At 60.6% G+C, this 26,680-nt stretch carries 25 protein-coding genes and 2 pseudogenes; 8 read left to right on the top strand and 19 right to left on the bottom strand.

Annotated elements, in window-relative coordinates; all coding sequences use genetic code 11:
• Nucleotides 1–711 precede the first annotated feature (711 nt).
• The 4 genes from EPYR_RS15890 to EPYR_RS15875 form a co-directional block, all read right to left on the bottom strand.
• Nucleotides 712–996 (bottom strand): type II toxin-antitoxin system RelE family toxin, encoded by a 285-nt coding sequence (locus EPYR_RS15890; RefSeq protein ID WP_012669379.1) that lies wholly within the window; start codon nucleotides 994–996, stop codon nucleotides 712–714.
• Nucleotides 986–1,228 (bottom strand): type II toxin-antitoxin system RelB/DinJ family antitoxin, encoded by a 243-nt coding sequence (locus tag EPYR_RS15885; RefSeq protein WP_012669378.1) that lies wholly within the window; start codon nucleotides 1,226–1,228, stop codon nucleotides 986–988. The genes EPYR_RS15890 and EPYR_RS15885 overlap by 11 nt, the downstream gene beginning before the upstream one ends.
• A 260-nt stretch (nucleotides 1,229–1,488) precedes the next feature.
• Nucleotides 1,489–2,544, bottom strand: coding sequence for a site-specific tyrosine recombinase XerC (gene xerC / locus EPYR_RS15880; protein ID WP_014539513.1), 1,056 nt, complete (start codon nucleotides 2,542–2,544; stop codon nucleotides 1,489–1,491).
• 315 nt (nucleotides 2,545–2,859) lie between these two features.
• Nucleotides 2,860–5,646 carry a CHC2 zinc finger domain-containing protein gene (locus EPYR_RS15875; protein WP_014539512.1) on the bottom strand — a complete coding sequence of 929 codons (2,787 nt, stop codon included), beginning with the start codon at nucleotides 5,644–5,646 and terminating at the stop codon, nucleotides 2,860–2,862.
• A 114-nt stretch (nucleotides 5,647–5,760) separates the two neighbouring features.
• On the opposite strand from EPYR_RS15875, the gene EPYR_RS15870 reads away from it, so the two are divergent.
• Nucleotides 5,761–6,153 carry a helix-turn-helix domain-containing protein gene (locus EPYR_RS15870; protein ID WP_012669391.1) on the top strand — a complete coding sequence of 131 codons (393 nt, stop codon included), beginning with the start codon at nucleotides 5,761–5,763 and terminating at the stop codon, nucleotides 6,151–6,153.
• Between the two features lie 81 nt (nucleotides 6,154–6,234).
• Nucleotides 6,235–6,564 (top strand): SymE family type I addiction module toxin, encoded by a 330-nt coding sequence (locus EPYR_RS15865; RefSeq protein ID WP_012669390.1) that lies wholly within the window; start codon nucleotides 6,235–6,237, stop codon nucleotides 6,562–6,564.
• Nucleotides 6,565–6,652: 88 nt separating this feature from the next.
• Here the strand turns inward: EPYR_RS15865 and EPYR_RS15860 are convergent, their stop codons facing one another.
• Together EPYR_RS15860 and EPYR_RS19635 are read right to left on the bottom strand one after the other, a co-directional pair.
• On the bottom strand, nucleotides 6,653–7,144 hold the full coding sequence (locus EPYR_RS15860) for an SMI1/KNR4 family protein (protein WP_231844229.1): 492 nt from the start codon (nucleotides 7,142–7,144) through the stop codon (nucleotides 6,653–6,655).
• Nucleotides 7,145–7,155: 11 nt separating this feature from the next.
• Nucleotides 7,156–7,602 carry a hypothetical protein gene (locus EPYR_RS19635; protein WP_012669388.1) on the bottom strand — a complete coding sequence of 149 codons (447 nt, stop codon included), beginning with the start codon at nucleotides 7,600–7,602 and terminating at the stop codon, nucleotides 7,156–7,158.
• A gap of 381 nt (nucleotides 7,603–7,983) precedes the next feature.
• On the opposite strand from EPYR_RS19635, the gene EPYR_RS21195 reads away from it, so the two are divergent.
• Nucleotides 7,984–8,160, top strand: a complete 177-nt coding sequence (locus tag EPYR_RS21195) for a hypothetical protein (protein WP_157861020.1) — start codon at nucleotides 7,984–7,986, stop codon at nucleotides 8,158–8,160.
• 592 nt (nucleotides 8,161–8,752) lie between these two features.
• Here EPYR_RS21195 and xerC (EPYR_RS15850) read toward each other — a convergent pair.
• Together xerC (EPYR_RS15850) and EPYR_RS15845 are read right to left on the bottom strand one after the other, a co-directional pair.
• Entirely contained in the window at nucleotides 8,753–9,808 is a 1,056-nt protein-coding gene (gene xerC, locus EPYR_RS15850; protein WP_014539508.1) for a site-specific tyrosine recombinase XerC, read from the bottom strand.
• 104 nt (nucleotides 9,809–9,912) lie between these two features.
• Entirely contained in the window at nucleotides 9,913–12,693 is a 2,781-nt protein-coding gene (locus EPYR_RS15845) for a CHC2 zinc finger domain-containing protein (RefSeq protein ID WP_041474187.1), read from the bottom strand.
• Between the two features lie 151 nt (nucleotides 12,694–12,844).
• Between EPYR_RS15845 and EPYR_RS15840 the strand changes: the two genes are divergently transcribed.
• Nucleotides 12,845–13,219: a helix-turn-helix domain-containing protein gene (locus tag EPYR_RS15840; RefSeq protein WP_012669384.1), complete on the top strand. Its 375-nt coding sequence runs from the start codon at nucleotides 12,845–12,847 to the stop codon at nucleotides 13,217–13,219.
• 78 nt (nucleotides 13,220–13,297) lie between these two features.
• Complete coding sequence (locus EPYR_RS15835) at nucleotides 13,298–13,600, top strand: SymE family type I addiction module toxin (RefSeq protein WP_014539505.1); 303 nt, start codon at nucleotides 13,298–13,300, stop codon at nucleotides 13,598–13,600.
• Between the two features lie 47 nt (nucleotides 13,601–13,647).
• Here EPYR_RS15835 and EPYR_RS15830 read toward each other — a convergent pair whose 3' ends face one another.
• Nucleotides 13,648–13,860 (bottom strand): hypothetical protein, encoded by a 213-nt coding sequence (locus EPYR_RS15830; RefSeq protein WP_012669382.1) that lies wholly within the window; start codon nucleotides 13,858–13,860, stop codon nucleotides 13,648–13,650.
• 14 nt (nucleotides 13,861–13,874) lie between these two features.
• Nucleotides 13,875–14,213 (bottom strand): annotated as a pseudogene (locus tag EPYR_RS20030) (RHS repeat-associated core domain-containing protein); the annotation flags it as partial.
• A gap of 342 nt (nucleotides 14,214–14,555) precedes the next feature.
• On the opposite strand from EPYR_RS20030, the gene EPYR_RS20670 reads away from it, so the two are divergent.
• On the top strand, nucleotides 14,556–14,732 hold the full coding sequence (locus tag EPYR_RS20670) for a hypothetical protein (protein WP_157861020.1): 177 nt from the start codon (nucleotides 14,556–14,558) through the stop codon (nucleotides 14,730–14,732).
• 501 nt (nucleotides 14,733–15,233) lie between these two features.
• Here the strand turns inward: EPYR_RS20670 and EPYR_RS15820 are convergent.
• The 4 genes from EPYR_RS15820 to EPYR_RS15805 form a co-directional block, all read right to left on the bottom strand.
• Nucleotides 15,234–15,518, bottom strand: coding sequence for a type II toxin-antitoxin system RelE family toxin (locus EPYR_RS15820; RefSeq protein WP_012669379.1), 285 nt, complete (start codon nucleotides 15,516–15,518; stop codon nucleotides 15,234–15,236).
• Nucleotides 15,508–15,750: a type II toxin-antitoxin system RelB/DinJ family antitoxin gene (locus EPYR_RS15815; RefSeq protein WP_012669378.1), complete on the bottom strand. Its 243-nt coding sequence runs from the start codon at nucleotides 15,748–15,750 to the stop codon at nucleotides 15,508–15,510. The genes EPYR_RS15820 and EPYR_RS15815 overlap by 11 nt, the downstream gene beginning before the upstream one ends.
• Nucleotides 15,751–16,010: 260 nt before the next feature.
• A complete protein-coding gene (gene xerC, locus EPYR_RS15810) occupies nucleotides 16,011–17,066 on the bottom strand; it encodes a site-specific tyrosine recombinase XerC (protein WP_014539503.1) in 1,056 nt (351 codons plus the stop codon).
• 214 nt (nucleotides 17,067–17,280) lie between these two features.
• Nucleotides 17,281–19,974 carry a CHC2 zinc finger domain-containing protein gene (locus EPYR_RS15805; protein ID WP_041474186.1) on the bottom strand — a complete coding sequence of 898 codons (2,694 nt, stop codon included), beginning with the start codon at nucleotides 19,972–19,974 and terminating at the stop codon, nucleotides 17,281–17,283.
• Nucleotides 19,975–20,086: 112 nt separating this feature from the next.
• On the opposite strand from EPYR_RS15805, the gene EPYR_RS15800 reads away from it, so the two are divergent.
• Nucleotides 20,087–20,488, top strand: coding sequence for a helix-turn-helix domain-containing protein (locus tag EPYR_RS15800; protein WP_012669375.1), 402 nt, complete (start codon nucleotides 20,087–20,089; stop codon nucleotides 20,486–20,488).
• Between the two features lie 78 nt (nucleotides 20,489–20,566).
• On the top strand, nucleotides 20,567–20,869 hold the full coding sequence (locus EPYR_RS15795) for a SymE family type I addiction module toxin (protein ID WP_014539501.1): 303 nt from the start codon (nucleotides 20,567–20,569) through the stop codon (nucleotides 20,867–20,869).
• A gap of 60 nt (nucleotides 20,870–20,929) precedes the next feature.
• Here EPYR_RS15795 and EPYR_RS15790 read toward each other — a convergent pair whose 3' ends face one another.
• The 5 genes and pseudogenes from EPYR_RS15790 to EPYR_RS15775 all read right to left on the bottom strand — a co-directional run bounded on the left by EPYR_RS15790 (nucleotide 20,930) and on the right by EPYR_RS15775 (nucleotide 26,599).
• Nucleotides 20,930–21,382 (bottom strand): SMI1/KNR4 family protein, encoded by a 453-nt coding sequence (locus EPYR_RS15790; RefSeq protein ID WP_012669373.1) that lies wholly within the window; start codon nucleotides 21,380–21,382, stop codon nucleotides 20,930–20,932.
• Nucleotides 21,383–21,386: 4 nt separating this feature from the next.
• Nucleotides 21,387–21,863 (bottom strand): annotated as a pseudogene (locus tag EPYR_RS15785) (HNH endonuclease); the annotation flags it as partial.
• Nucleotides 21,864–22,024: 161 nt separating this feature from the next.
• Nucleotides 22,025–22,426, bottom strand: coding sequence for a hypothetical protein (locus tag EPYR_RS20895; protein ID WP_197525171.1), 402 nt, complete (start codon nucleotides 22,424–22,426; stop codon nucleotides 22,025–22,027).
• Nucleotides 22,427–22,672: 246 nt separating this feature from the next.
• Nucleotides 22,673–23,743, bottom strand: a complete 1,071-nt coding sequence (gene xerC / locus EPYR_RS15780; RefSeq protein ID WP_012667450.1) for a site-specific tyrosine recombinase XerC — start codon at nucleotides 23,741–23,743, stop codon at nucleotides 22,673–22,675.
• Between the two features lie 171 nt (nucleotides 23,744–23,914).
• Nucleotides 23,915–26,599 carry a CHC2 zinc finger domain-containing protein gene (locus EPYR_RS15775; protein ID WP_014539498.1) on the bottom strand — a complete coding sequence of 895 codons (2,685 nt, stop codon included), beginning with the start codon at nucleotides 26,597–26,599 and terminating at the stop codon, nucleotides 23,915–23,917.
• Nucleotides 26,600–26,680 lie beyond the last annotated feature (81 nt).

Here is a 26,680-nt window from a genome sequence, read left to right as displayed (position 1 = left end):
TACCGCCCGGCCGTGGCNTCTGCGCCTGCACCGCAGCATCATACCAGCGCTTTCCGCTGCTGCAACGCCAGGTAAGGACGNTCATTATCAGGGCGGGNGGACGCGGTGCAGCTCGCTGCGCCGTGGACGGCCGTCTGCCGGGNGCGGGCTGGCGAAGCCCGCAAGCGCCGTGCGCGGCGCGGTGAGACGCGGAAGGTTGAGGGAACGGACGGTTTTGCATGACCGCCACAGGCCGGGGCGGGNAGCGGAAGCTGGCCGGAACGGGAACGAGCAAGGAGGAACGACTGCGAGCCGTTACGGACAGACGCAGCCGGGCGGGCATAAGCTGTTTTGAGCGGAGGCCGCAAGGCCGACAACCGCTGCGGGGTTTGCTGAAGACGATAAGGAAGTTCGCGCCGCCAGGGATGGCGGCCACGCCCCGGCCAGGAACGCGGGGGCGCAAGACATAACGTGGATTATGCGNACCTGAGCCGCCGCGCCCGTGCTGCCCCGCCGCCCGCCGCGANGGTGCGCATAATCCCCCACGTTATGTTGAATGGACGGGAGCCGGGAACCGGCTTATGGAGAGAGGTGCGGCGGAAGCCCGGCGCACGGCCATTTACCCCCGCGCANGCTGAACGTGATGAAGGCAGATCGCACCAGGGAGGGTGCGCTCTGCCGGACTCCACAACCTGCGGCCTGACAGGATTTGAGCGACTTTTGATAACGCACTTACAGGCGCTTTCCTGCGTCACGATACACCTGTAACCTTTCTCTTTTTCCTGTCGCCACAACGAAGACAACCAGCTGTTCATCCTGAACCTGATATACCAGACGATAACCCGATGATTTCAGCTTTATTTTGTAGCAGTCCGGGTACTCTCTCAACCTGGCAGATTCCACCCTCGGGTTTACCAGCACTTCCGCCAGTTTCTTTTTGAACTGCTCCCGAACCGTTGCGCCCAGTTTTTTCCACTCTTTTAAGGCTCTGGGATCGAAGACCAGTTCATAGCTCATCCAGCGTGACCCTTATTCCCTTCTGTGGCGATGCCAGCCTTTCGCGCACCGTTTTGAGCAGCGCGTCCTCTTCATCGCTGACCGTCAGCGTTTTCAGCGGCAGACGTTCATTTTCCGCTATATACTGGAACAGCAGCCGGACCGCCTCTGTTGGTGATACATCCAGTTCATCCAGGACTGCGTAAGCTTTGCTTTTCAGCTTGTCATCCAGCCGCACGTTTAATGTTGCCATGATGTCTCTCCCGTAATGAGTTAACTGTAATGCATTATAGCATTACACGCATTCCATCACTCCTTTTTTTACGTGCTGTGACGGAGAAGATTAGCCTTTCTTCGCCGTACTGCCTGCCGGACTCCACANCCTGCGGCCTGACAGGATTTGAGCTACCTCTGCTGACCGTCCGGCGACTCCGGCATCACGTCCGGCGCGGTGTTCTCCGGCTGCGCGTTATATCATGCAGCCCCTTTCACTCCGGCCTTGCAGGGTCTGAGCTACTTTTTCGACCTGTCCGGCGGCTCCGGTTTAACCTCCGGCTCCGCGTTCTCCGGCTGCTCCGCTAACTTCTCCGTGCGCCGCTTCTCTGCCGGATGCGTGTGNGCATGAACCTTCTGCAAGTGACCGATGGCCACCCGNGTATAGATCTGCGTGGTCTCCAGCTTCTCATGCCCGAGGATCGCCTGGATATGCCGCGTGTCNGCGCCGTTCTCCAGCATCTGTGTCGCCATCGNGTGGCGGAAGATATGACAGGCTCCGGCCTTCTTCAGGTGCGCCCCGCTGCGGATGGCGCGACCCGCCATCGCGGTTAAGGTGCCGTGCGCCAGCCCCGTCCCCTTATGGCTGATAAACAGGTGTCCGCTGTCGAACCGCTGCGCCAGACGCGGCCGCACGTCCTTCAGATAGCGCNCCAGCCACATCAGCGCCGTGTGACCGACCGGGACAACCCGGTCCTTACCGCCCTTGCCGCGCCGCACGTTGACCACGCCACGCGTGAAGTCCACGTCTGACAGCAGCAGCCCGGCCAGCTCCGAGCGCCTGATCCCGCTACTCCACAACAGTTCGAGGATGGCACGNTTACGCAGCCCCGGNGGCGTGCCCGCGTCCAGGCTCTGCAACACCCGCCGCGTTTCGGCCTCGCTGAACACCTGCGCCGGNAGCCGCCGCTCCTCCTTCGGCAGTTCCAGCTGCTCCGCCGGGCTGTACAGGATATGGTGGCGCTTCAGCAGCCAGCGGAACAGCATCCTGACGGCCGACAGCCGGTGCAGTTGGCTGTTCACGACCAGCTGTTTTCCATCCGCCCGGCGGTAGCCTTGCAGCCAGCGCTGGTACGCCTCCAGCACCGCCAGGCTCACCTGTGGCGCATACGTTATCCCGCGCGGTTCGCACCAGGCCAGGAACGCCNGCACCCGTTCGCCGTAGCCCTGCGCCGTACGGGCGCTGCGTCCGGCGACGACAAGATGCGCCAGCCAGCTTTCCGCCAGCTGCCGCAGCGTCTGTCCGTGCCGGCTGATATGGCTTTCTGTTGCGGTGGGGGGATTCGGTCTGGTCATGGCGGCACGTCCTGTGAGGTGACTGGGTTGAAGTGGACTGACGATACGATTTTACGCTGACTGGCGGAACAGGGCTTTTTGNACTGCCCCGACCGGTCTGGCGTTCAGCCCGGTAACGGCGTGGCCTGAGGCGGTTTTTCCTCACCCGACCGGCCGCCGNCCGCTGCCCGACCGGAGGCCGACTGCTGTGCTTCTGACCCCGACCGGAGGTGATCGTACTTCCTGTGAGGTGACTGGGTTGAAGTGGACTGACGATACGATTTTACGCTGACTGGCGGAACAGGGCTTTTTGNACTGCCCCGACCGGTCTGGCGTTCAGCCCGGTAACGGCGTGGCCTGAGGCGGTTTTTCCTCACCCGACCGGCCGCCGNCCGCTGCCCGACCGGAGGCCGACTGCTGTGCTTCTGACCCCGACCGGAGGTGATCGTACTGNGGGTCGATCAGCCCGCACAGGTGCGCNCCGTCCCCGTCTTCCCCGTCGAACAGCAGTTCGTACAGGAACGTCAGGCCGCGCCGGTGCAGCAGCAGGTACTCCATTTCAACCAGCCGCGCCAGGTGGATTTTCAGCTGCGTATCGCCCCAGCGCAGCGCATCACGCAGCATCNTGCGCGTGAACAGCCATTCGTGACGCGGCTGGCCGCAGTCCTTTATCCACTCCTGGATTAGCATCAGCAGCCTGCGCGTCTGCGGCGGCATCTCGTCCAGCGTGCGCCCGAGGATCTCATGTGCCAGCCGGTTCGCCAGCGCGATGTCTTCCCGCTCCACCTCGATATACTCGATAACCTCGCCGCGATGCGTGACCGTCTTGACCTCGCGCTGGTACTGGTGCAGCAGCGCCACGCTTTGGATCAGCGTCAGNTACTTCATATGGTCGCGCCGCGTGCGGGTTTTGTCNGACATAAACGTCAGCCGGGAAGCATACGGATTAACCACCTTCAGCGGCCTGATCAGCCGCTGCGCGTTCTGGTGCAGCCGCGTGACGTGCGCTTTTTCGCTGGTCATCAGCAGCCCTTCCAGCGTCTGGCCGTGGCGCTGCATGGCGTGGATCGCCTCGGTCTGTTCGCGCGACTCGTTGACCGTCAGCACCAGGCAGCGGTTCAGCAGCTCCTCGTCCACGTCGATNGCGGTGGTGGTGAGCATCAGCATCACCGGGCCTTTGACCCTGTACTGCTTTGTTACCAGGTTACCGGTGGCATCATCCTTGCCGGTGCTGGCGATGGTCAGTTCACCGTCNGACTGCAACAGCTTCAGCGCGTACGCCGCCTGGCGTACCCCTTCTTCTTCCGCTATCGCCAGGATCTTGTGCTGCAGNTTGCTTTCCCCGAGGTAGAACAGGCTCTGTCCGGTCATCGCGCTGTACTGCATCCGTTCCTCTTCCGGCATCAGCCCCAGCACCGCNTCCATCAGCGACGACTTGCCAGCCGCCGATGACGACTGGATCAGCACCGCCAGCGGNCGTTCCAGCCTGCGCGAGGTCGCCGCCAGGTAGGCGGCCAGCAGGTTGCCGGATTCGCCGACCACGCCACAGGCGGCCAGATCGTCGGTTATTCTGCCGCTAAGACGGGGATCGTTCAGCAGCGCCAGCGCCTCCGCCCGTTCGGCCTCCGTCAGTTCCGGGCCGCTCTCTTGCGCTTCCGGCTGCGCCGCGAGGTTCTCCAGCGCCAGCAGCACTTTGCCCAGCGAACGCCGCAGATCGTCTTCTGCCAGCCCCAGTTCCGCCGCCGCCTGGCGCACGTAGCCCGAGCGCGAACGGGCGCTGATCAGATCCAGCGAGTCGGCGAACGCCGCGCCGCTTTCCCGNTCCAGCACCTGAACGTTAAGCTTCATCACCGCCGCGCCCGGCTTCACCTGNGCCAGCCCGCGCACCCGCCAGCGCTGCGCCCCGAGGCCGATCGTTACTTCGCCTGCCTCACCGCGCTCGACGATAACGCCGGGATCTGAAGGGCTGGCGGCTAAAGCAGGGAGGGTTTCAGGCTCCGGCTCCGCTACCGGGGTTTCAACCCGCACCGCATCGCGCATCGGCTGCGCCGACTCAACCAGCAGCCCGAACTCCCGTTCCGGCTCCGCCACCCGGCACAGCCAGCCGTTGGCGTCCATCCCCTGTGGGAACACGATACGGAACGCGTCGATCTGCATGGCCGCCAGCTCCGCCGCCAGTCTGACCGCCGCCGCGTTGCCCGCCGCATCGTTATCAAAGGCGATCAGCACCTGCTTTGTACCGTGCTGCGCAAAGGCGTGACGGTGATCGCCGGTAAAGCCNTTCACCCCGTACGCCGCCGTCACGTTGCGCTGCCCGGCCACCCAGAACGACATGGCGTCGATCAGCGATTCGCACAGGATCACCGACTTTGANCCGATCAGCGCCTGCTCGTTCCANACCCCGCCGTGCTGCCCCGGCAGATAGAGATGGGCGGGCATGCCGCGCTGCGGCTTGTCGATTTTGCGCCCGTAGACCTCNCGGATCCGGCCGTGCAGATCGGCCACCGGCACCACCAGNCAGCCGGTAAAGTGCTCGTGACCGCTTTCACGCATGATGCCCAGTGCCTGAAGCCGCGCGCGGATCGCCGCGCCGTCCTTCAGCTTCTTTGGCGGCAGACGGTAGGCCAGCGTGCGGTTAGCGAAGCCCGGNCGGAACTGCGCCACTAANTCAGGATNGTTAAGGCGGCGCTTCTCAAGGTANGCGAGGGCCTCCGGCGCGTTCAGCAGCGTCTGGTGATAAAACGCGGTTACCCGCTCCAGCAGCGCCTGCCGCCCGGCTTCGTCGTCGGCGAACACGTCCGGCTCCGCCGCCGCAACCAGCGGCACCAGCGCCGGGTTTTCNCCCAGCTCCGCCCGCAGCCGCTCCACCGCCTTACGCAGACTGAGNTTTTCACTGTGCATCAGCCAGTCCAGCACCGAACCGCCCGCGTCACAGCCGAAGCAGTGATACAGGTTTTTCGCCGGGGAGATGACACAGGAGGGCGTTTTTTCATCGTGGAACGGGCACAGCGNCACCAGATCCTTACCGCGCTTAAACAGCTGCCGCCCCTGCGCCTGCACCACGGCGGCTAAAGAGACGGCGGCTTTCAGGTGCTGTAACTCTGCTTCCGGGATGCGGGCCATAACGGGAACTCCTGTAAAAACCTGTCAATAGGGTTAGGGTAAAAATAACTCCGTTGCAGAGTACCCTGTATTAGAGTATTGTCAACCGGGTTATTTAAAACAGGGAGTACTATCATGGCAATGTTAACGACAAGACAGCTACAGCAGGCCATGAACACTAAAGACGAAGCGTTTTTTAAGCAGCTTGGCGCAAGGATTGCGCAGTCACGCAAAGAACAGCAGCTGACACAGACGCAGCTGGCCGAACAGCTGGGGATTGCACAGCAGACGATGGCGCATTACGAGGGCGGGAAGCTGAAGGTTTCGGCGGCGCTGTTGCCACAACTGGCGCAGATCCTGAACCTGTCGCTGGATGAACTGCTGGGATTATCGGCACAGGGAAGAAGCGGCAAGCGTGGCCCGGCTTCGCGTCTGGAACAGCAGATCGAGATCATCAGTCAACTACCGCGAACCAAGCAGAAGCTGGTCTCTGAGATCCTCGATAACGTCATTGGAAAAACACAGTAATAACATTGAGATAGCGCAGTAATTAAGGGCGGCAACCCTTAATTACTGCTCACCATAATCAACTAAACGAGGTAGTTAATCATGGCTGAACACAATATTACGCCAGAAGTCACCATTTCAAAAACCCAGCGCCAGTATCAGGTGGGCTATGTCAGCGCCCGCCACCAGAACAGTAAAACAGGCATGACCACGTATTATTCGCGGCATCCCAGCCTGCACCTTAAGGGCGACTGGCTGAAAGAGGCGGGATTTGATACCGGAACGGGCGTCACGGTGAAGATCTCGGAGGGGTGCCTGATCCTGATCGCTGAGGGCAACGAGGTGCAGGAGTTACGGAAAGAACTTTATCAGGTTAAACAAGTGGTTAAGGGGATGAAAGCCGGGATATCCGGCGTACTGCGCGAGGTATAAAAATAAAAGCCGGGAATATCACTCATGATATTCCCGGCATGTAAATTATATATTATTCCAAAATAATTTATCAGTTGAACCAGTTGATTTAATAATTTCTGATGCTGTGCATTTTTTTTAAAAAATGAGAACCAACACCTCTAATAAACAATTCAAAATTATTGGCTACTGATGCCCAACCATCCATACCTTGCTCACTTGTAATAGCATGTACGTTTCCATTACAAGTATTAAGCAAAATAGTATAAGGGTCTGATATTGCTATACATATAATTCCATCAGGTCTATGCTGACCAATCCACCAATGGTTGAACTCATCATTATTTATTCTGGCTATCTTGTCTAAATAGTCACTACCATTGCCAAAAGATATATTACCCAATGAAAAATTATCTATATCATAACGCATTAAAAAGCCAACAAAATCATTTGGTAGATTAACGTTAAGATTACTTTCTGCAATCTTAAGGGTGCTCACCGGGGTTGTTCTTCTTTTTAAAATTAAATCATCCATTTCCCCATTAAATTTGGAAAACTTCTCATTTAGTTTGAGTTCAATTTCATCTATCGTTAATAGCATAGCTTTTGCCCTTATTTAGTATGCCAAACACCACCACTTCCGACATGAGTACTTCCAGGAACAGGTATAGCATACGCTCCAAAATCAACATGATGATGTATTATTGTATCCCCTTTATAATTAACATGCTCAGGAAATGCTTTTATCCATGCATCATCTATTTTTGGTGATAGTCCTAGCTCTTGTATTCTATATAAATTGCTATTGCTTAAGGAATCAGGCTGCAAATTAGTCCATTGCTTCCAAAATTCTTGGTTATTTCTTATACCACCATTTGAAGTAGGTATCCCTGATTCAAATGTTCGAGAATCTATTGAAAATGCGGGATCAGGTCTTCCAGGGAAACGAGGATCTACTCGTGTCTGATATGGATTGTCACCTCTAGCTATCCCTCCCTTACATAATCCCAGCGGATCGACCCACGTTAAAGGATTCGGCGCATAAGCATACAGGTTCATCCCACCCGACAGCCCCACCGGGTCTTNGGCGCTATCCCGACGGCATCGTACTTTTAAGGCGTCCTCAACCCGCGTGATGACTGGCTCCGGCAGACGGGCAATGCACTTTTTCAGCCGCCGNGTAACCCGGAAGCCCCGACGCGCCTTTTTGCCCGCGTACGCTACCGCCCGGCCGTGGCATCTGCGCCTGCACCGCAGCATCATACCAGCGCTTTCCGCTGCTGCAACGCCAGGTAAGGACGGTCATTATCAGGGCGGGNGGACGCGGTGCAGCTCGCTGCGCCGTGGACGGCCGTCTGCCGGGAGCGGGCTGGCGAAGCCCGCAAGCGCCGCATGGCGGCGCTCTGAGGCGCGGAAGGTTGAGGGAACGGCGGGTTTTGCATGGCAACACGGACAGGGGCGGGCAGCGGAAGCTGGCGAACGGGGAAGGAGCAACGCAGTGCGACCCCGTGCAGCCAGACGCAGCCGGGCGGGCATAAAGCCCTGCAAGCGGAGGCCGACAGGCCGACAACTGCCAGGGGGTTGACTGATGGCAACGCCACAGCCAGCGGCGATTAAGGGAACGGCGGATTTTGCATGCCAGCACGAACCAGGGCGGGCAGCGGAAGCTGGCGAACGGGGAAGGAGCAGCGCAGCGCGACCCCGTGCAGCCAGACGCAGCCGGGCGGGCATAAACTGTTTTGAGCGGAGGCCGTAAGGCCGACAACTGCCAGGGGTTTGCCGAAGACGGGGAAGAAGCCAGCGCCGCCAGGGATGGCGGCCACGCCCCGGCCAGGAACGCGGGGGCGCAAGACATAACGTGGATTATGCGAACCTGAGCCGCCGCGCCCGTGCTGCCCCGCCGCCCGCCGCGANGGTGCGCATAATCCCCCACGTTATGTTGAANGGACGGGAGCCGGGAACCGGCTTATGGAGAGAGGTGCGGCGGAAGCCCGGCGCACGGCCATTTACCCCCGCGCANGCTGAACGTGATGAAGGCAGATCGCACCAGGGAGGGTGCGCTCTGCCGGACTCCACAACCTGCGGCCTGACAGGATTTGAGCTACCTCTGCTGACCGTCCGGCGACTCCGGCATCACGTCCGGCGCGGTGTTCTCCGGCTGCGCGTTATATCATGCAGCCCCTTTCACTCCGGCCTTGCAGGGTCTGAGCTACTTTTTCGACCTGTCCGGCGGCTCCGGTTTAACCTCCGGCTCCGCGTTCTCCGGCTGCTCCGCTAACTTCTCCGTGCGCCGCTTCTCTGCCGGATGCGTGTGNGCATGAACCTTCTGCAAGTGACCGATGGCCACCCGNGTATAGATCTGCGTGGTCTCCAGCTTCTCATGCCCGAGGATCGCCTGGATATGCCGCGTGTCNGCGCCGTTCTCCAGCATCTGTGTCGCCATCGNGTGGCGGAAGATATGACAGGCTCCGGCCTTCTTCAGGTGCGCCCCGCTGCGGATGGCGCGACCCGCCATCGCGGTTAAGGTGCCGTGCGCCAGCCCCGTCCCCTTATGGCTGATAAACAGGTGTCCGCTGTCGAACCGCTGCGCCAGACGCGGCCGCACGTCCTTCAGATAGCGCGCCAGCCACATCAGCGCCGCGTTGCCCACCGGAACAACCCGATCCCTGCCGCCCTTGCCGCGCCGCACGTTNACCACGCCGCGCACCGCGTCCACATCCGACAGCAGCAGGTTCGCCAGCTCCGTNCGCCTGATCCCGGTGCTCCACAACAGTTCGAGGATGGCACGGTTACGCAGCCCCGGTGGCGTGCCCGCGTCCAGGCTCTGCAACACCCGCCGCGTTTCGGCCTCGCTGAACACCTGCGCCGGNAGCCGCCGCTCCTCCTTCGGCAGCGCCAGCAGTTCGGCGGGGTTGTACAGGATCACATGCCGTTGCAGCAGCCAGCGGAACAGCATTCTTATCGCCGTTAACACGCCAAGCTGGCTGTTCACGACCAGCTGTTTTCCATCCGCCCGGCGGTAGCCTTGCAGCCAGCGCTGGTACGCCTCCAGCACCGCCAGGCTCACCTGTGGCGCATACGTTATCCCGCGCGGTTCGCACCAGGCCAGGAACGCCCGCACCCGTTCGCGGTAGCCCTGCACCGTGCGCGGGCTGCGTCCGGCGACGACAAGATGCGCCAGCCAGCTTTCCGCCAGCTGCCGCAGCGTCTGTCCGTGCCGGCTGATATGGATTTCCGTTGCGGTGGGGGGGTTGGGTCTGGTCATGGCGGCACGTCCTGTGAGGTGACTGGGTTGAAGTGGACTGACGATACGATTTTACGCTGACTGGCGGAACAGGGCTTTTTGNACTGCCCCGACCGGTCTGGCGTTCAGCCCTGTTGTGCTGCGGCCTGAGGCGGTTTTTCCTCACCCGACCGGCCGCCGACCGCTGCCCGACCGGAGGCCGACTGCTGTGCTTCTGACCCCGACCGGAGGTGATCGTACTGNGGGTCGATCAGCCCGCACAGGTGCGCNCCGTCCCCGTCTTCCCCGTCGAACAGCAGTTCGTACAGGAACGTCAGGCCGCGCCGGTGCAGCAGCAGGTACTCCATTTCAACCAGCCGCGCCAGGTGGATTTTCAGCTGCGTATCGCCCCAGCGCAGCGCATCACGCAGCATCNTGCGCGTGAACAGCCATTCGTGACGCGGCTGGCCGCAGTCCTTTATCCACTCCTGGATTAACATCAGCAGTTTGCGCGTCTGCGGCGGCATCTCGTCCAGCGTGCGCCCGAGGATCTCATGTGCCAGCCGGTTCGCCAGCGCGATGTCTTCCCGCTCCACCTCGATATACTCGATAACCTCGCCGCGATGCGTGACCGTCTTCACTTCCCGCTGGTACTGGTGCAGCAGCGCCACCGACTGGATCAGCGTCAGATACTTCATATGGTCGCGCCGCGTGCGGGTTTTGTCTGACATAAACGTCAGTCGGGAAGCATACGGATTAACCACCTTCAGCGGTTTTAGCAGCCGCTGCGCGTTCTGGTGCAGCCGCGTGACGTGCGCTTTTTCGCTGGTCATCAGCAGCCCTTCCAGCGTCTGGCCGTGGCGCTGCATGGCGTGGATCGCCTCGGTCTGTTCGCGCGACTCGTTGACCGTCAGCACCAGGCAGCGGTTCAGCAGCTCCTCGTCCACGTCGATNGCGGTGGTGGTGAGCATCAGCATCACCGGGCCTTTNACCCTGTACTGCTTCGTTACCAGGTTACCGGTGGCNTCATCCTTGCCGGTGCTGGCGATGGTCAGTTCACCGTCNGACTGCAACAGCTTCAGCGCNTACGCCGCCTGGCGTACCCCTTCTTCTTCCGCTATCGCCAGGATTTTGTGCTGNAGGTTGCTTTCCCCGAGGTAGAACAGGCTCTGNCCGGTCATCGCGCTGTACTGCATGCGCTCCTCTTCCGGCATCAGATTCAGCACCGCNTCCATCAGCGACGACTTGCCCGCCGCCGACGACGACTGGATCAGCACCGCCAGCGGNCGTTCCAGCCTGCGCGAGGTCGCCGCCAGNTAGGCGGCCAGCAGGTTGCCGGATTCNCCGACCACGCCACAGGCGGCCAGATCGCCGGTTATTCTGCTGCTAAGGTCGGGATCGTTAAGCAGCGCCAGCGCCNCCGCCCGTTCGGCCTCCGTCAGTTGCGGCGCGTTCTCTTCCGGCTGCGGCTGCGCCGCGAGGTTCTCCAGCGCCAGCAGCACTTTGCCCAGCGAACGCCGCAGATCGTCTTCNGCCAGCCCCAGTTCCGTCGCCGCCTGGCGCACGTAACCGCCCCGGCTGCGGGCGCTGATCAGATCCAGCGAGTCGGCGAACGCCGCGCCGCTTTCCCGATCCAGCACCTGAAGGCTGAGCTTCATCACCGCCGCGCCCGGCTTCACCTGAGCCAGCCCGCGCACCCGCCAGCGCTGNGCCCCGAGGCTGATAAGCACCTCGCCCGCNTCGCCGCGTTCAACCACAACGCCCGGATCTGAAGGGCTGGCGGCTAAAGCAGGGAGGGTTTCAGGCTCCGGCTCCGCTACCGGGGTTTCAACCCGCACCGCATCGCGCATCGGCTGCGCCGACTCNACCAGCAGCCCGAACTCCCGTTCCGGCTCCGCCACCCGGCACAGCCAGCCGTTAGCATCCATCCCCTGTGGGAACACGATACGGAACGCGTCGATCTGCATGGCCGCCAGCTCCGCCGCCAGTCTGACCGCCGCCGCGTTGCCCGCCNCATCGTTATCAAAGGCGATCAGCACCTGNTTTATTTCATGCTGCGCAAAGGCCCGGCGGTGATCGTCGGTAAAGCCNTTCACCCCGTACGCCGCCGTCACGTTGCGCCAGCCCGCCACCCAGAATGACATGGCNTCGATCAGCGATTCGCACAGGATCACCGACTTTGANCCGATCAGCGCCTGCTCGTTCCACACCCCGCCGTGCTGCCCCGGCAGATAGAGATGNGCGGGCATGCCGCGCTGCGGCTTGTCGATTTTGCGCCCGTAGACCTCGCGGATCNGGCCGTGCAGNTCGGCCACCGGCACCACCAGNCAGCCGGTAAAGTGCTCGTGACCGCTTTCACGCATGATGCCCAGNGCCTGAAGCCGTGAGCGGATCGCCGCGCCGTCCTTCAGCTTCTTTGGCGGCAGACGGTAGGCCAGCGTGCGGTTAGCNAAGCCCGGACGGAACTGCGCCACTAAATCAGGATGGTTAAGGCGGCGCTTCTCAAGGTAGGCGAGGGCCTCCGGCGCATTAAGCAGGGTGTGATGATAGAACGCGGTTACCCGCTCCAGCAGCGCCTGCCGCCCGGCTTCGTCGTCGGCGAACNCGTCCGGCTGTGCGACCAGCGGCACCAGCGCCGGGTTTTCNCCCAGCTCCGCCCGCAGCCGCTCCACCGCCTTACGCAGACTGAGNTTTTCACTGTGCATCAGCCAGTCCAGCACCGAACCGCCCGCGTCACAGCCGAAGCAGTGATACAGGTTTTTCGCCGGGGAGATGACCATTGACGGCGTTTTCTCCTCGTGGAACGGGCACAGCGNCACCAGATCCTTACCGCGCTTAAACAGCTGCCGCCCCTGCGCCTGCACCACGGCGGCTAAAGAGACGGCGGCTTTCAGGTGCTGTAATTCCGTTTCTGCGATGCGTGCCATAAATAGGTTCCTTCAAAAACCTGTCAATAGGGTTTGGGTAAAAATAACTCGACAAGTATATACATCAGCTAGTAGTATTTACAACAGTTAAATGTAAAACATGGAGTAGATTATGGTCATCAGGTCTCAAAGGATTTCAGGTAAAACGACTATGGCCGCACCAATAAGCAACGAAGAACAGGTATTCATCACCGGACTGGGCAGAAGGATAACGGCGCTACGGAAGGATGCCGGGATGACACAGACGCAGGTTGCACAGGCGCTGAACGTCTCCCAGCAGGCCGTACAGGCATGGGAAGCCGGAAGACGGCGGATTCAGATATCCATACTCCCAGCTGTGGCAAGGCTGCTTTCTGTTTCTCTGGAAGATTTACTTGGCGAAGCGCCGGAGGAGAAGATCGCCCGTAAACGCGGTCCGGCTCCAAAGTGGCTACAGCTTATTGAAGAGATCGACAGTTTGCCGAAGGCAAAGCAGAAGATGATTTCGGAGATGTTAAGCGCTCTGCTTGTACAGGCGCGTAACTGACTGATTAATAACGCGGTAGCCAGAGGCTGTCACCTCTGACCACCGCTCACCACAAGCAACTANACGAGGTAGTTAATCATGGCTGAGCATGATTCTAAGTCAGAACGGGGAATTTCCAAAATGCAGCGGCGNGTTACCGTTGGCTACCGCCCGAAGGGCGGCGAACGCGANACGCCACAGGTCAGTATTGCGGGCAAGTGGCTGGCGGAAGCGGGATTTTCCGTGGGAACCGGCGTAAGCCTGGCGGTGCTGGACGGCTGTCTGCTGCTGATCCCCGACAGCCGCGAGGAGAGGCGGCTGCGGGCAATGGANCAGCAGCTGAAGGCACAGCAGCAGGAGCTGGAGCAGGCTAAAAAGCGGATGATCGAGATGCTGGCGTGAAGGGCGGCTGAAGGTAAGAGGCCGGAAGGATTGCCTCCGGCTTAAATTTATTTAGTGATGATAATATCTGGATACTTTTTTGATTTTATAAAATCTGAAAAATGTTCATGCCCAAATTTATCTCCATATTTTTCCATCATATTAATCGTATTATCGATAAAACTTGATAATTCCTTTAACTCATCGATAGTCACTTGTAACGATATTTCCTGAAGAGATATTAACTCACTGTCTTCATTCTCATATCCGTAGATTTTCATAATACCTCTCATGTTTAGTCTGGCGGTGTCCAACCGTGATTAATCAGCCATTTACGAGCTTTCTTGGTAGGGTTTGGCATACCACGATGCGCATCGTGGACACCGCCACTCACATTAGAAGAAGTCCCGTCAGAATAATGGACGTGAGCTTCCTGACCAGGAATATGACCTCTGTCAACACGCTCTATTTCCCTTGGGGCTTGCCCGCGTTCAACTTCTTTTTGCATTGAACCTGGTGATGATGGTTTACATTTAGTAAGGCCTAACGGATCGATCCAAGTTAACGGATTCGGCGCATAAGCATACAGGTTCATCCCTCCCGCCAGCCCCACCGGGTCTTGGGCGCTATCCCGACGGCATCGTACTTTTAAGGCGTCCTCAACCCGCGTGATGACTGGCTCCGGCAGACGGGCAATGCACTTTTTCAGCCGCCGNGTAACCCGGAAGCCCCGACGCGCCTTTTTGCCCGCGTACGCTACCGCCCGGCCGTGGCATCTGCGCCTGCACCGCAGCATCATACCAGCGCTTTCCGCTGCTGCAACGCCAGGTAAGGACGGTCATTATCAGGGCGGGNGGACGCGGTGCAGCTCGCTGCGCCGTGGACGGCCGTCTGCCGGGAGCGGGCTGGCGAAGCCCGCAAGCGCCGCATGGCGGCGCTCTGAGGCGCGGAAGGTTGAGGGAACGGCGGGTTTTGCATGGCAACACGGACAGGGGCGGGCAGCGGAAGCTGGCGAACGGGGAAGGAGCAACGCAGTGCGACCCCGTGCAGCCAGACGCAGCCGGGCGGGCATAAAGCCCTGCAAGCGGAGGCCGACAGGCCGACAACTGCCAGGGGGTTGACTGATGGCAACGCCACAGCCAGCGGCGATTAAGGGAACGGCGGATTTTGCATGCCAGCACGAACCAGGGCGGGCAGCGGAAGCTGGCGAACGGGGAAGGAGCAGCGCAGCGCGACCCCGTGCAGCCAGACGCAGCCGGGCGGGCATAAACTGTTTTGAGCGGAGGCCGTAAGGCCGACAACTGCCAGGGGTTTGCCGAAGACGGGGAAGAAGCCAGCGCCGCCAGGGATGGCGGCCCCACCTGATGTACAACGCGGGGGCGCAAGACATAACGTGGATTGTGCGAACCCGAGCCGCCGCGCCCGTGCTGCCCCGCCGCCCGCCGCGANGGTGCGCATAATCCCCCACGTTATGTTGAANGGACGGGAGCCGGGAACCGGCTTATGGAGAGAGGTGCGGCGGAAGCCCGGCGCACGGCCATTTACCCCCGCGCANGCTGAACGTGATGAAGGCAGATCGCACCAGGGAGGGTGCGCTCTGCCGGACTCCACAACCTGCGGCCTGACAGGATTTGAGCGACTTTTGATAACGCACTTACAGGCGCTTTCCTGCGTCACGATACACCTGTAACCTTTCTCTTTTTCCTGTCGCCACAACGAAGACAACCAGCTGTTCATCCTGAACCTGATATACCAGACGATAACCCGATGATTTCAGCTTTATTTTGTAGCAGTCCGGGTACTCTCTCAACCTGGCAGATTCCACCCTCGGGTTTACCAGCACTTCCGCCAGTTTCTTTTTGAACTGCTCCCGAACCGTTGCGCCCAGTTTTTTCCACTCTTTTAAGGCTCTGGGATCGAAGACCAGTTCATAGCTCATCCAGCGTGACCCTTATTCCCTTCTGTGGCGATGCCAGCCTTTCGCGCACCGTTTTGAGCAGCGCGTCCTCTTCATCGCTGACCGTCAGCGTTTTCAGCGGCAGACGTTCATTTTCCGCTATATACTGGAACAGCAGCCGGACCGCCTCTGTTGGTGATACATCCAGTTCATCCAGGACTGCGTAAGCTTTGCTTTTCAGCTTGTCATCCAGCCGCACGTTTAATGTTGCCATGATGTCTCTCCCGTAATGAGTTAACTGTAATGCATTATAGCATTACACGCATTCCATCACTCCTTTTTTTACGTGCTGTGACGGAGAAGATTAGCCTTTCTTCGCCGTACTGCCTGCCGGACTCCACANCCTGCGGCCTGACAGGATTTGAGCTACCTCTGCTGACCGTCCGGCGACTCCGGCATCACGTCCGGCGCGGTGTTCTCCGGCTGCGCGTTATATCATGCAGCCCCTTTCACTCCGGCCTTGCAGGGTCTGAGCTACTTTTTCGACCTGTCCGGCGGCTCCGGTTTAACCTCCGGCTCNGCGTTCTCCGGCTGCTCCGCTAACTTCTCCGTGCGCCGCTTCTCTGCCGGATGCGTGTGNGCATGAACCTTCTGCAAGTGACCGATGGCCACCCGNGTATAGATCTGCGTGGTCTCCAGCTTCTCATGCCCCAGTATTGCCTGGATATGCCGCGTGTCNGCGCCGTTCTCCAGCATCTGTGTCGCCATCGNGTGGCGGAAGATATGACAGGCTCCGGCCTTCTTCAGGTGCGCACCCTCACGGATGGCACGGCCCGCCATCGCGGTCAGGGTGCCGTGCGCCAGCCCAGTCCCCTTATGGCTGATAAACAGGTGNCCGCTGTCGAACCGCTGCGCCAGCCGTGGCCGCACGTCCTTCAGATAGCGCCCCAGCCACATCAGCGCCGCGTGACCGACCGGGACAACCCNGTCCTTACCGCCCTTGCCGCGCCGCACGTTGACCACGCCACGCGTGAAGTCCACGTCTGACAGCAGCAGCCCGGCCAGCTCCGAGCGCCTGATCCCGCTACTCCACAACAGTTCGAGGATGGCACGGTTACGCAGCCCCGGTGGCGTGCCCGCGTCCAGGCTCTGCAACACCCGCCGCGTTTCGGCCTCGCTGAACACCTGCGCCGGNAGCCGCCGCTCCTCCTTCGGCAGCGCCAGCAGTTCGGCGGGGTTGTACAGGATCACATGCCGTTGCAGCAGCCAGCGGAACAGCATTCTTATCGCCGTTAACACGCCAAGCTGGCTGTTCACGACCAGCTGTTTTCCATCCGCCCGGCGGTAGCCTTGCAGCCAGCGCTGGTACGCCTCCAGCACCGCCAGGCTCACCTGTGGCGCATACGTTATCCCGCGTGGTTCGCACCAGGNCAGGAACGCCCGCACCCGTTCGCGGTAGCCCTGCACCGTGCGCGGGCTGCGTCCGGCGACGACAAGATGCGCCAGCCAGCTTTCCGCCAGCTGCCGCAGCGTCTGTCCGTGCCGGCTGATATGGNTTTCCGTTGCGGTGGGGGGATTCGNTCTGGTCATGGCGGCACGTCCTGTGAGGTGACTGGGTTGAAGTGGACTGACGGTATGATTTTGCCCGTGCTGGCGGAACAGGGCTTTTTGCACTGCCCCAACTTGCCAGGTATTCAGGCCAGTAGTGGCAAGGCCTGCGGGAGATTTTCATTACCCCAACTTAGCGCCAACTTAGCCCCAACCTGAGGCCAACTTGCTGCCGCTCTTCTACAACTTGCGCATATCATACGCACGCCTCGTCCGGCTCTATCAGGCCGCACAGGTGCGCACCGTCACCGCTGCCGTCCCATAACAGTTCGTATTGCAGCAGGTGCCCACGGCTGCCGCCGTGAACCAGCAGGTATTCCATTTCAGCCAGCCGCAGACAGTGAACCTTGAGCTGGTTATCACTCCAGCGCGTTACCTCGCGGATCTCACGCCGGGTAAAGCGCACTTCACCCGGTTTACAGCGCCGTGCCGCCGCCCGTTCACTGACCATCGTTTGTATCAGTAACAACAACTTGCGCGTCTGCGGCGGCATCTCGTCCAGCGTGCGCCCGAGGATNTCATGTGCCAGACGGTTCGCCAGCGCGATGTCTTCCCGCGTCACCTCGATATANGCCAGCGCTTCGCCGCGATGCGTGACCGTCTTCACTTCCCGCTGGTACTGGTGCAGCAGCGCCACCGACTGGATCAGCGTCAGATACTTCATATGGTCGCGCCGCGTGCGGGTTTTGTCTGACATAAACGTCAGTCGGGAAGCATACGGATTAACCACCTTCAGCGGTTTTAGCAGCCGCTGCGCGTTCTGGTGCAGCCGCGTGACGTGCGCTTTTTCGCTGGTCATCAGCAGCCCTTCCAGCGTCTGGCCGTGGCGCTGCATGGCGTGGATCGCCTCGGTCTGTTCGCGCGACTCGTTGACCGTCAGCACCAGGCAGCGGTTCAGCAGCTCCTCGTCCACGTCGATGGCGGTGGTGGTGAGCATCAGCATNACCGGGCCTTTCACCGTATATTGCTTCGTCACCAGGTTACCGGTGGCCTCATCCTTGCCGGTGCTGGCNATGGTCAGTTCACCGTCCGACTGCAACAGCTTCAGCGCNTACGCCGCCTGGCGTACCCCTTCNTCTTCCGCTATCGCCAGGATTTTGTGCTGCAGGTTGCTTTCCCCGAGGTAGAACAGGCTCTGTCCGGTCATCGCGCTGTACTGCATGCGCTCCTCTTCCGGCATCAGCCCCAGCACCGCNTCCATCAGCGACGACTTGCCCGCCGCAGACGATGACTGGATCAGCACCGCCAGCGGNCGTTCCAGCCTGCGCGAGGTCGCCGCCAGGTAGGCGGCCAGCAGGTTGCCGGATTCGCCGACCACGCCACAGGCGGCCAGATCGTCGGTTATTCTGCCGCTAAGATCGGGACAACGCAGCAGCGCCAGCGCCGCCGCCCGTTCCTGCTCCGTCAGTTGCGGCGCGCTCTCTTCCGGCTGCGGCTGCGCCGTCAGGTTCTCCAGCGCCAGCAGCACTTTGCCCAGCGAACGCCGCAGATCGTCTTCTGCCAGCCCCAGNTCCGCCGCCGCCTGGCGCACNTAACCGCCCCGGCTGCGGGCGCTGATCAGATCCAGCGAGTCGGCGAACGCCGCGCCGCTTTCCCGNTCCAGCACCTGAACGTTAAGCTTCATCACCGCCGCGCCCGGCTTNACCTGCGCCAGCCCGCGCACCCGCCAGCGCTGCGCCCCGAGGCCGATAAGCACCTCGCCCGCTTCGCCGCGCTCCACGACAACGCCGGGATCTGAAGGGCTGGCGGCTAAAGCAGGGAGGGTTTCAGGCACAACCATTTCAGGNACCGTCACCGCATCGCGCATCGGCTGCGCCGACTCAACCAGCAGCCCGAACTCCCGTTCCGGCTCCGCCACCCGGCACAGATAACCGTTAGCATCCATTCCGGCGGGGAACACGATACGGAACGTGTCGATCTGCATCTGAACCAGCTCCGCCGCCAGTCTGACCGCCGCCNCGTTGCCCGCCGCATCGTTATCAAAGGCGATCAGCACCTGCTTNATTTCATGCTGCGCAAAGGCCCGGCGGTGATCGTCAGTAAAGCCGTTCACCCCATACGCCGCCGTCACGTTGCGCCAGCCCGCCACCCAGAANGACATGGCGTCGATCAGCGATTCGCACAGGATCACCGACTTTGANCCGATCAGCGCCTGCTCGTTCCACACCCCGCCGTGCTGCCCCGGCAGATAGAGATGGGCGGGCATGCCGCGCTGCGGCTTGTCGATTTTGCGCCCGTAGACCTCGCGGATCCGGCCGTGCAGATCGGCCACCGGCACCACCAGNCAGCCGGTAAAGTGCTCGTGACCGCTTTCACGCATGATGCCCAGNGCCTGAAGCCGCGCGCGGATCGCCGCGCCGTCCTTCAGCTTCTTNGGCGGCAGACGGTAGGCCAGCGTGCGGTTAGCGAAGCCCGGCTTAAAGGCAGCAACTAATTCAGGATGATGCAGGCGGCGCTTCTCAAGGTAAGCGANGGCCTCCGGCGCGTTCAGCAGCGTCTGGTGATAAAACGCCGTCACCCGCTCCAGCAGCGCCTGCCGCCCGGCTTCGTCGTCGGCGAACACGTCCGGCTCCGCCGCCGCAACCAGCGGCACCAGCGCCGGGTTTTCCCCCAGCTCCGCCCGCAGCCGCTCNACCGCCTTACGCAGACTGAGNTTTTCACTGTGCATCAGCCAGTCCAGCACCGAACCGCCCGCGTCACAGCCGAAGCAGTGATACAGGTTTTTCGCCGGGGAGATGACCATTGACGGCGTTTTCTCCTCGTGGAACGGGCACAGCGNCACCAGATCCTTACCGCGCTTAAACAGCTGCCGCCCCTGCGCCTGCACCACGGCGGCTAAAGAGACGGCGGCTTTCAGGTGCTGTAATTCCGTTTCTGCGATGCGTGCCATAAATAGGTTCCTTCAAAAACCTGTCAATAGGGTTTGGGTAAAAATAACTCGACGCCAATATACCACATAATGTAGTATGTACAACATATCGTAGTAAACTATAAGGTAAGTTATGGCTGTCTTATTACATTCAGGAACAACGACAGCTATGGCTATCAGCGACGAAGAGCGCGATTTTTTCATTGCGTTGGGCGAACGGATGACCCGGTTACGCAAGGAGCAAGGGATTACGCAGTCTGAACTGGCGGATAAACTGAACGTTTCTCAACAGACAGTTCAGGCATGGGAGGCGGGGCGCAGGAGGATCAAGGTTTCATCACTCCCTTTTGTGGCGCAGATTTTTTCAGTTCCCCTGGAAGAGTTGTTCGGGGGATCACCGGAGAAGGTACTGCGCAAGCGCGGCCCAACGGCCAAATGGCAGCAGCTAATCGAAGAGGTCGACGACCTGCCCAAAGCAAAGCAGAAGATGATTGCAGAGATGTTGACCGCACTGATCGCTCAAGCGCGTAACTGAAAGATATTTAACGCGGCGCTACCGTGCTCGAACACGATAACGCCGCTNACCATAAGCAACTAAACGAGGTAGTTAATCATGGCTGAGCATGATTCTAAGTCAGAACGGGGAATTTCCAAAANGCAGCGGCGCGTTATCGTCGGCTACCGCCCGAAGGGGGGAGAACGCGATACGCCACAGGTCAGTATTGCGGGCAAGTGGCTGGCGGAGGCGGGATTTGCGGTGGGAACCGGCGTCAGCCTGACGGTGCTGGACGGCTGTCTGCTGCTGATCCCCGACAGCCGCGANGAGAGGCGGCTGCGGGCGATGGAACAGCAGCTGAAAGCGCAGCAGCAGGAGCTGGAGCAGGCTAAGCAGCGGATGATCGCCATGCTGGCGTGACGGGCGGCTGAAGGTAAAAAAGCCGGAAGGATCTGTGGGGATCGCTTCCGGCTTTAACATTTATATTTCTATTTCGTAAAGATTATCTATAAATTCGTTAAAGCTTGGTGATATTAAGTGGACATTATCCATTCTCGGTATATCTCCATCCTCTGATTCAAATTCATGATCCCAAAAATAAACACTTGATTCATCGCGATCAACCTCGACTAAAATTAAGTTTCCGCCGGGATCTTTGGCTACAGGGAGATAACTTTTAGGGATGCGATTCTTATAGGTTGAATAATATTCAATAATACCTTCATTCTTTGAATCACTAATTCCAAAAAACTTATCTACACTTGACCCATCGCCACCATCAGCAAAATCAAAACCGTCTGGTTCAGGATAACCACCATTGTGTTTTTTGAGGAACTCTCTGTAATCTTTAGGTAAATTAACACCTAGCTGATTTTCCAAGCTAACAAGTTCCTGCTCGCTTAAAACACCTTTTGAATCATGTATTAGTGCCATAGAATTATCGTCCTGTCGCTATGCCGCCAGTATGTTTGATAGCAGCGTGTATATCAGTTGGTATTAACTGCATATAACCCGAGTCTTGGTGATGATGCCAGGTATAATCATCCGGCCTTGGATTCCCCCTGCCATAACCAACAGCTTTATCTGCACGAGCAAAATCAATACCACGAGTTCTACCTAGCTCAATACGCACATTATTTATCGAGTATCTTGTAAAGTCAGGGAAACCAGCATGGTTAAAAGGAACACTGTGTGGATATTTATTCCGTATTTCGACAGGTAAGTTTTCCAGAGGATACATTTTACCTGCAAATTTACTGTTAATTGGCATCCTTCCATTAACTGCTTTGACCATCTTGGATGATAAACCGCACTTCGCCAGCCCCAGCGGATCCACCCACCCATANGGATTCGGCGCATAAGCATACAGGTTCATCCCTCCCGCCAGCCCCACCGGGTCTTGGGCGCTATCCCGACGGCATCGTACTTTTAAGGCGTCCTCAACCCGCGTGATGACTGGCTCCGGCAGACGGGCAATGCACTTTTTCAGCCGCCGCGTAACCCCGAGACCCCGACGCGCCTTTTTGCCCGCGCACGCTACCGCCAGGCCGTGGCGTCTGCGCCTGCACCGCTGCATCATACCAGCGCTTTACGCTGCTGCAACGCCAGGTAAGGACGGTCATTATCAGGGCGGGTGGACGCGGTGCAGCTCGCTGCGCCGTGGACGGCCGTCTGCCGGGCGCGGGCTGGCGAAGCCCGCAGGCGCTGCGGCGCTCCGGGGCGCGGAAGGTTGAGGGGGCGGTGGTTTTGCATGGCAACACGGACAGGGGCGGGTAGCGGAAGCTGGCCGGAACGGGAACGAGCAAGGAGGAACGACTGCGAGCCGTTACGGACAGACGCAGCCGGGCGGGCATAAAGCCCTGCAAGCGGAGGCCGACAGGCCGACAACTGCCAGGGGGTTGACTGATGGCAACGCCACAGCCAGCGCCGCCAGGGATGGCGGCCCCACCTGATGTACAACGCGGGGGCGCAAGACATAACGTGGATTGTGCGAACCCGAGCCGCCGCGCCCGTGCTGCCCCGCCGCCCGCCGCGAGGGTGCGCATAATCCCCCACGTTATGTTGAACGGACGGAAGCCGGGAACCGGCTCACGGAGAGATGCGCCGCTGAAGCCCGGCGCACGGCCGTTTACCCCCGCGCACGCTGAACGTGATGAAGGCAGATCGCACCAGGGAGGGTGCGCTCTGCCGGACTCCACAACCTGCGGCCTGACAGGATTTGAGCTACCTCTGCTGACCGTCCGGCGACTCCGCTGTAACCTCCGGCGCGGTGTTCTCCGGCTCCGCGCTGTCCGGCTGCTCCGCTAACTTCTCCGTACGCCGCTTCTCCGCCGGATGCGTGTGAGCATGAACCTTCTGCAAGTGACCGATGGCCACCCGNGTATAGATCTGCGTGGTCTCCAGCTTCTCATGCCCCAGTATTGCCTGGATATGCCGCGTATCTGCCCCGTTCTCCAGCATCTGTGTCGCCATCGAGTGGCGGAAGATATGACAGGCTCCCGCCTTTTTCAGGTGCGCACCCTCACGGATGGCACGGCCCGCCATCGCCGTTAAGGTGCTGCGCCCCAGCCCCGTTCCCTTATGGCTGATAAACAGATGTCCGCTGTCGAACCGCTGCGCCAGCCGTGGCCGCACGTCCTTCAGATAGCGCCCCAGCCATATCAGCGCCGTGTGACCGACCGGAACAACCCGATCCCTGCCGCCCTTGCCGCGCCGCACGTTCACCACGCCGCGCACCGCGTCCACATCCGACAGCAGCAGGTTCGCCAGCTCCGTACGCCTGATCCCCGTACTCCACAACAGTTCGAGGATGGCACGATTACGCAACCCCGGCGGCGTGCCCGCGTCCAGGCTCTGCAACACCCGCCGTGTTTCCGCCTCGCTGAACACCTGCGCCGGAAGCCGCCGCTCCTCCTTTGGCAGCGCCAGCAGTTCAGCCGGGTTATACAGGATATGGTGCCGTTGCAGCAGCCAGCGCAGCAGCATCCTTATCGCCGATAACAGGTGCCGCTGCCCGTTTACCGCCAGCAGTGTTCCATCCGCCTTACGGTAGCCGCGAAGATAACGCTGATAGCTTTCCAGCACCGCCAGGCTTACCTGGGGCGCGTACCTTATCCCGCGCGGTTCGCACCAGGCCAGGAACGCCAGCACCCGTTCGCGGTATCCCTGCACCGTGCGCGGGCTGCGTCCGGCGGCGGCAAGGTGCGCCAGCCAGCTTTCTGCCAGCCGGCGCAGCGTCTGACCCTGCCGGCTGATATGGCTTTCTGTTGCGGTGGGGGGATTCGGTCTGGTCATGGCGGCACGTCCTGCGAAGTGGATTGACGATACGATTTTGGCTTGATGGCCGGAACAGTGCTTTTTGCCCCTCCCCGACCGGTTTGGCGTTCAGCCCATGCGTGGTGCGGCCTGAAGCCGTTTTTCCCCACCCGACCGACCGCCGACCGCTGCCCGACCGGAGGCCGACCGTCAGGCTTCTGACCCCGACCGGAGGTGATCGTACTGTGGGTCGATCAGCCCGCACAGGTGCGCCCCGTCCCCGTCTTCCCCGTCGAACAGCAGTTCGTACAGGAACGTCAGACCACGCCGGTGCAGCAGCAGATACTCCATTTCAACCAGCCGCGCCAGGTGGATTTTCAGCTGCGTATCCCCCCAGCGCAGTGCGTCACGCAGCATCCTGCGCGTGAACAACCATTCGTTACGCGGCTGGCCGCACTCCCTTATCCACTCCTGGATCAGCATCAGCAGCCTGCGCGTCTGCGGCGGCATCTCGTCCAGCGTGCGCCCGAGGATCTCATGCGCCAGACGGTTCGCCAGCGCGATGTCTTCCCGCGTCACCTCGATATAGGCCAGCGCTTCGCCGCGATGCGTGACCGTCTTGACCTCGCGCTGGTACTGGTGCAGCAGCGCCACGCTTTGGATCAGCGTCAGATACTTCATATGGTCGCGCCGCGTGCGGGTTTTGTCTGACATAAACGTCAGTCGCGAGGCGTACGGATTAACCACCTTCAGCGGCCTGATCAGCCGCTGCGCGTTCTGGTGCAGCCGCGTGACGTGCGCCTTTTCACTGGTCATCAGCAGTCCTTCCAGCGTCTGCCCGTGGCGCTGCATCGCGTGGATCGCCTCCGTCTGCTCCCGACTTTCGTTCACCGTCAGCACCAGGCAGCGGTTCAGCAGCTCCTCGTCCACGTCGATNGCGGTGGTGGTGAGCATCAGCATCACCGGGCCTTTGACCCTGTACTGCTTCGTCACCAGGTTCCCGGTGGCATCATCCTTGCCGGTGCTGGCGATGGTCAGTTCACCGTCTGACTGCAACAGCTTCAGCGCGTACGCCGCCTGGCGTACCCCTTCTTCTTCCGCTATCGCCAGGATCTTGTGTTGCAGGTTGCTTTCCCCGAGGTAGAACAGGCTCTGTCCGGTCATCGCCGAGTACTGCATCCGCTCCTCTTCCGGCATCAGCCCCAGCACCGCATCCATCAGCGACGACTTGCCAGCCGCCGATGACGACTGGATCAGCACCGCCAGCGGTCGTTCCAGCCTGCGCGAGGTCGCCGCCAGGTAGGCGGCCAGCAGATTGGTGGATTCGCCGACCACGCCACAGGCGGCCAGATCGTCGGTGATTCTGCCACTAAGGTCGGGATCGTTAAGCAGCGCCAGCGCCGCCGCCCGTTCGGCCTCCGTCAGTTCCGGCGCTGTCTCTTCCGGCTGCGGGGCCAGGTTCTCCAGCGCCAGCAGCACTTTTCCCAGCGAACGCCGCACGTCGTCTTCTGCCAGCCCCAGTTCCGTCGCCGCCTGGCGCACGTAACCGCCCCGGCTGCGGGCGCTGATCAGATCCAGCGAGTCGGCGAACGCCGCGCCGCTTTCCCGATCCAGCACCTGAAGGCTGAGCTTCATCACCGCCGCGCCCGGCTTCACCTGAGCCAGCCCGCGCACCCGCCAGCGCTGCGCCCCGAGGCCGATCGTTACTTCGCCTGCCTCACCGCGCTCGACGATAACGCCGGGATCTGAAGGGCTGGCGGCTAAAGCAGGGAGGGTTTCAGGCACAACCATTTCAGGCACCGTCACCGCATCGCGCATCGGCTGCGCCGACCCGGCCAGCAGCCCGAACTCCTGTTCCGGCTCCGCCACCCGGCACAGATAACCGTTGGCGTCCATTCCGGCGGGGAACACGATGCGGAACGTGTCGATCTGCATGGCCGCCAGCTCCGCCGCCAGTCTGACCGCCGCCGCGTTGCCCGCCGCATCGTTATCAAAGGCGATCAGCACCTGTTTTATTTCATGCTGCGCAAAGGCCCGGCGGTGATCGTCGGTAAAGCCATTCACCCCGTACGCCGCCGTCACGTTGCGCTGCCCGGCCACCCAGAACGACATGGCGTCGATCAGCGATTCGCACAGGATCACCGACTTTGANCCGATCAGCGCCTGCTCGTTCCACACCCCGCCGTGCTGCCCCGGCAGATAGAGATGGGCGGGCATGCCGCGCTGCGGCTTGTCGATTTTGCGCCCGTAGACCTCGCGGATCCGGCCGTGCAGATCGGCCACCGGCACCACCAGACAGCCGGTAAAGTGCTCGTGACCGCTTTCACGCATGATGCCCAGTGCCTGAAGCCGCGCGCGGATCGCCGCGCCGTCCTTCAGCTTCTTTGGCGGCAGACGGTAGGCCAGCGTGCGGTTAGCGAAGCCCGGGCGGAACTGCGCCACTAATTCAGGATAGTTAAGGCGGCGCTTCTCAAGGTAAGCGAGGGCCTCCGGCGCGTTCAGCAGCGTCTGGTGATAAAACGCGGTTACCCGCTCCAGCAGCGCCTGCCGCCCGGCTTCGTCGTCGGCGAACACGTCCGGCTGTGCGACCAGCGGCACCAGCGCCGGGTTTTCCCCCAGCTCCGCCCGCAGCCGCTCCACCGCCTTACGCAGACTGAGNTTTTCACTGTGCATCAGCCAGTCCAGCACCGAACCGCCCGCGTCACAGCCGAAGCAGTGATACAGGTTTTTCGCCGGGGAGATGACACAGGAGGGCGTTTTTTCATCGTGGAACGGGCACAGCGNCACCAGATCCTTACCGCGCTTAAACAGCTGCCGCCCCTGCGCCTGCACCACGGCGGCTAAAGAGACGGCGGCTTTCAGGTGCTGTAATTCCGTTTCTGCGATGCGTGCCATGCCACATTCCTCTAAAAAATACGTCAAGGTCATTATTGACCTATAATATACGAGTCAATATAATTCCTTCAAGGGCTAATT

Origin of the sequence: Erwinia pyrifoliae DSM 12163 (genome assembly GCF_000026985.1) — a bacterium.
Lineage (GTDB): Bacteria > Pseudomonadota > Gammaproteobacteria > Enterobacterales > Enterobacteriaceae > Erwinia > Erwinia pyrifoliae.
This window is presented reverse-complemented; position numbering and strand designations above follow the sequence as displayed.

What these genes read in the sequence shown, in the direction of transcription:
- EPYR_RS15890 (WP_012669379.1), bottom strand. Translation starts at nt 996, where the DNA reads ATGAGCTATGAACTGGTCTTCGATCCCAGAGCCTTAAAAGAGTGGAAA.
- EPYR_RS15885 (WP_012669378.1), bottom strand. Translation starts at nt 1,228, where the DNA reads ATGGCAACATTAAACGTGCGGCTGGATGACAAGCTGAAAAGCAAAGCT.
- EPYR_RS15870 (WP_012669391.1), top strand. Translation starts at nt 5,761, where the DNA reads ATGGCAATGTTAACGACAAGACAGCTACAGCAGGCCATGAACACTAAA.
- EPYR_RS15865 (WP_012669390.1), top strand. Translation starts at nt 6,235, where the DNA reads ATGGCTGAACACAATATTACGCCAGAAGTCACCATTTCAAAAACCCAG.
- EPYR_RS15860 (WP_231844229.1), bottom strand. Translation starts at nt 7,144, where the DNA reads ATGCTATTAACGATAGATGAAATTGAACTCAAACTAAATGAGAAGTTT.
- EPYR_RS19635 (WP_012669388.1), bottom strand. Translation starts at nt 7,602, where the DNA reads ATGAACCTGTATGCTTATGCGCCGAATCCTTTAACGTGGGTCGATCCG.
- EPYR_RS21195 (WP_157861020.1), top strand. Translation starts at nt 7,984, where the DNA reads ATGGCAACACGGACAGGGGCGGGCAGCGGAAGCTGGCGAACGGGGAAG.
- EPYR_RS15840 (WP_012669384.1), top strand. Translation starts at nt 12,845, where the DNA reads ATGGCCGCACCAATAAGCAACGAAGAACAGGTATTCATCACCGGACTG.
- EPYR_RS15830 (WP_012669382.1), bottom strand. Translation starts at nt 13,860, where the DNA reads ATGAAAATCTACGGATATGAGAATGAAGACAGTGAGTTAATATCTCTT.
- EPYR_RS20670 (WP_157861020.1), top strand. Translation starts at nt 14,556, where the DNA reads ATGGCAACACGGACAGGGGCGGGCAGCGGAAGCTGGCGAACGGGGAAG.
- EPYR_RS15820 (WP_012669379.1), bottom strand. Translation starts at nt 15,518, where the DNA reads ATGAGCTATGAACTGGTCTTCGATCCCAGAGCCTTAAAAGAGTGGAAA.
- EPYR_RS15815 (WP_012669378.1), bottom strand. Translation starts at nt 15,750, where the DNA reads ATGGCAACATTAAACGTGCGGCTGGATGACAAGCTGAAAAGCAAAGCT.
- EPYR_RS15800 (WP_012669375.1), top strand. Translation starts at nt 20,087, where the DNA reads ATGGCTGTCTTATTACATTCAGGAACAACGACAGCTATGGCTATCAGC.
- EPYR_RS15790 (WP_012669373.1), bottom strand. Translation starts at nt 21,382, where the DNA reads ATGGCACTAATACATGATTCAAAAGGTGTTTTAAGCGAGCAGGAACTT.
- EPYR_RS20895 (WP_197525171.1), bottom strand. Translation starts at nt 22,426, where the DNA reads ATGTCTTGCGCCCCCGCGTTGTACATCAGGTGGGGCCGCCATCCCTGG.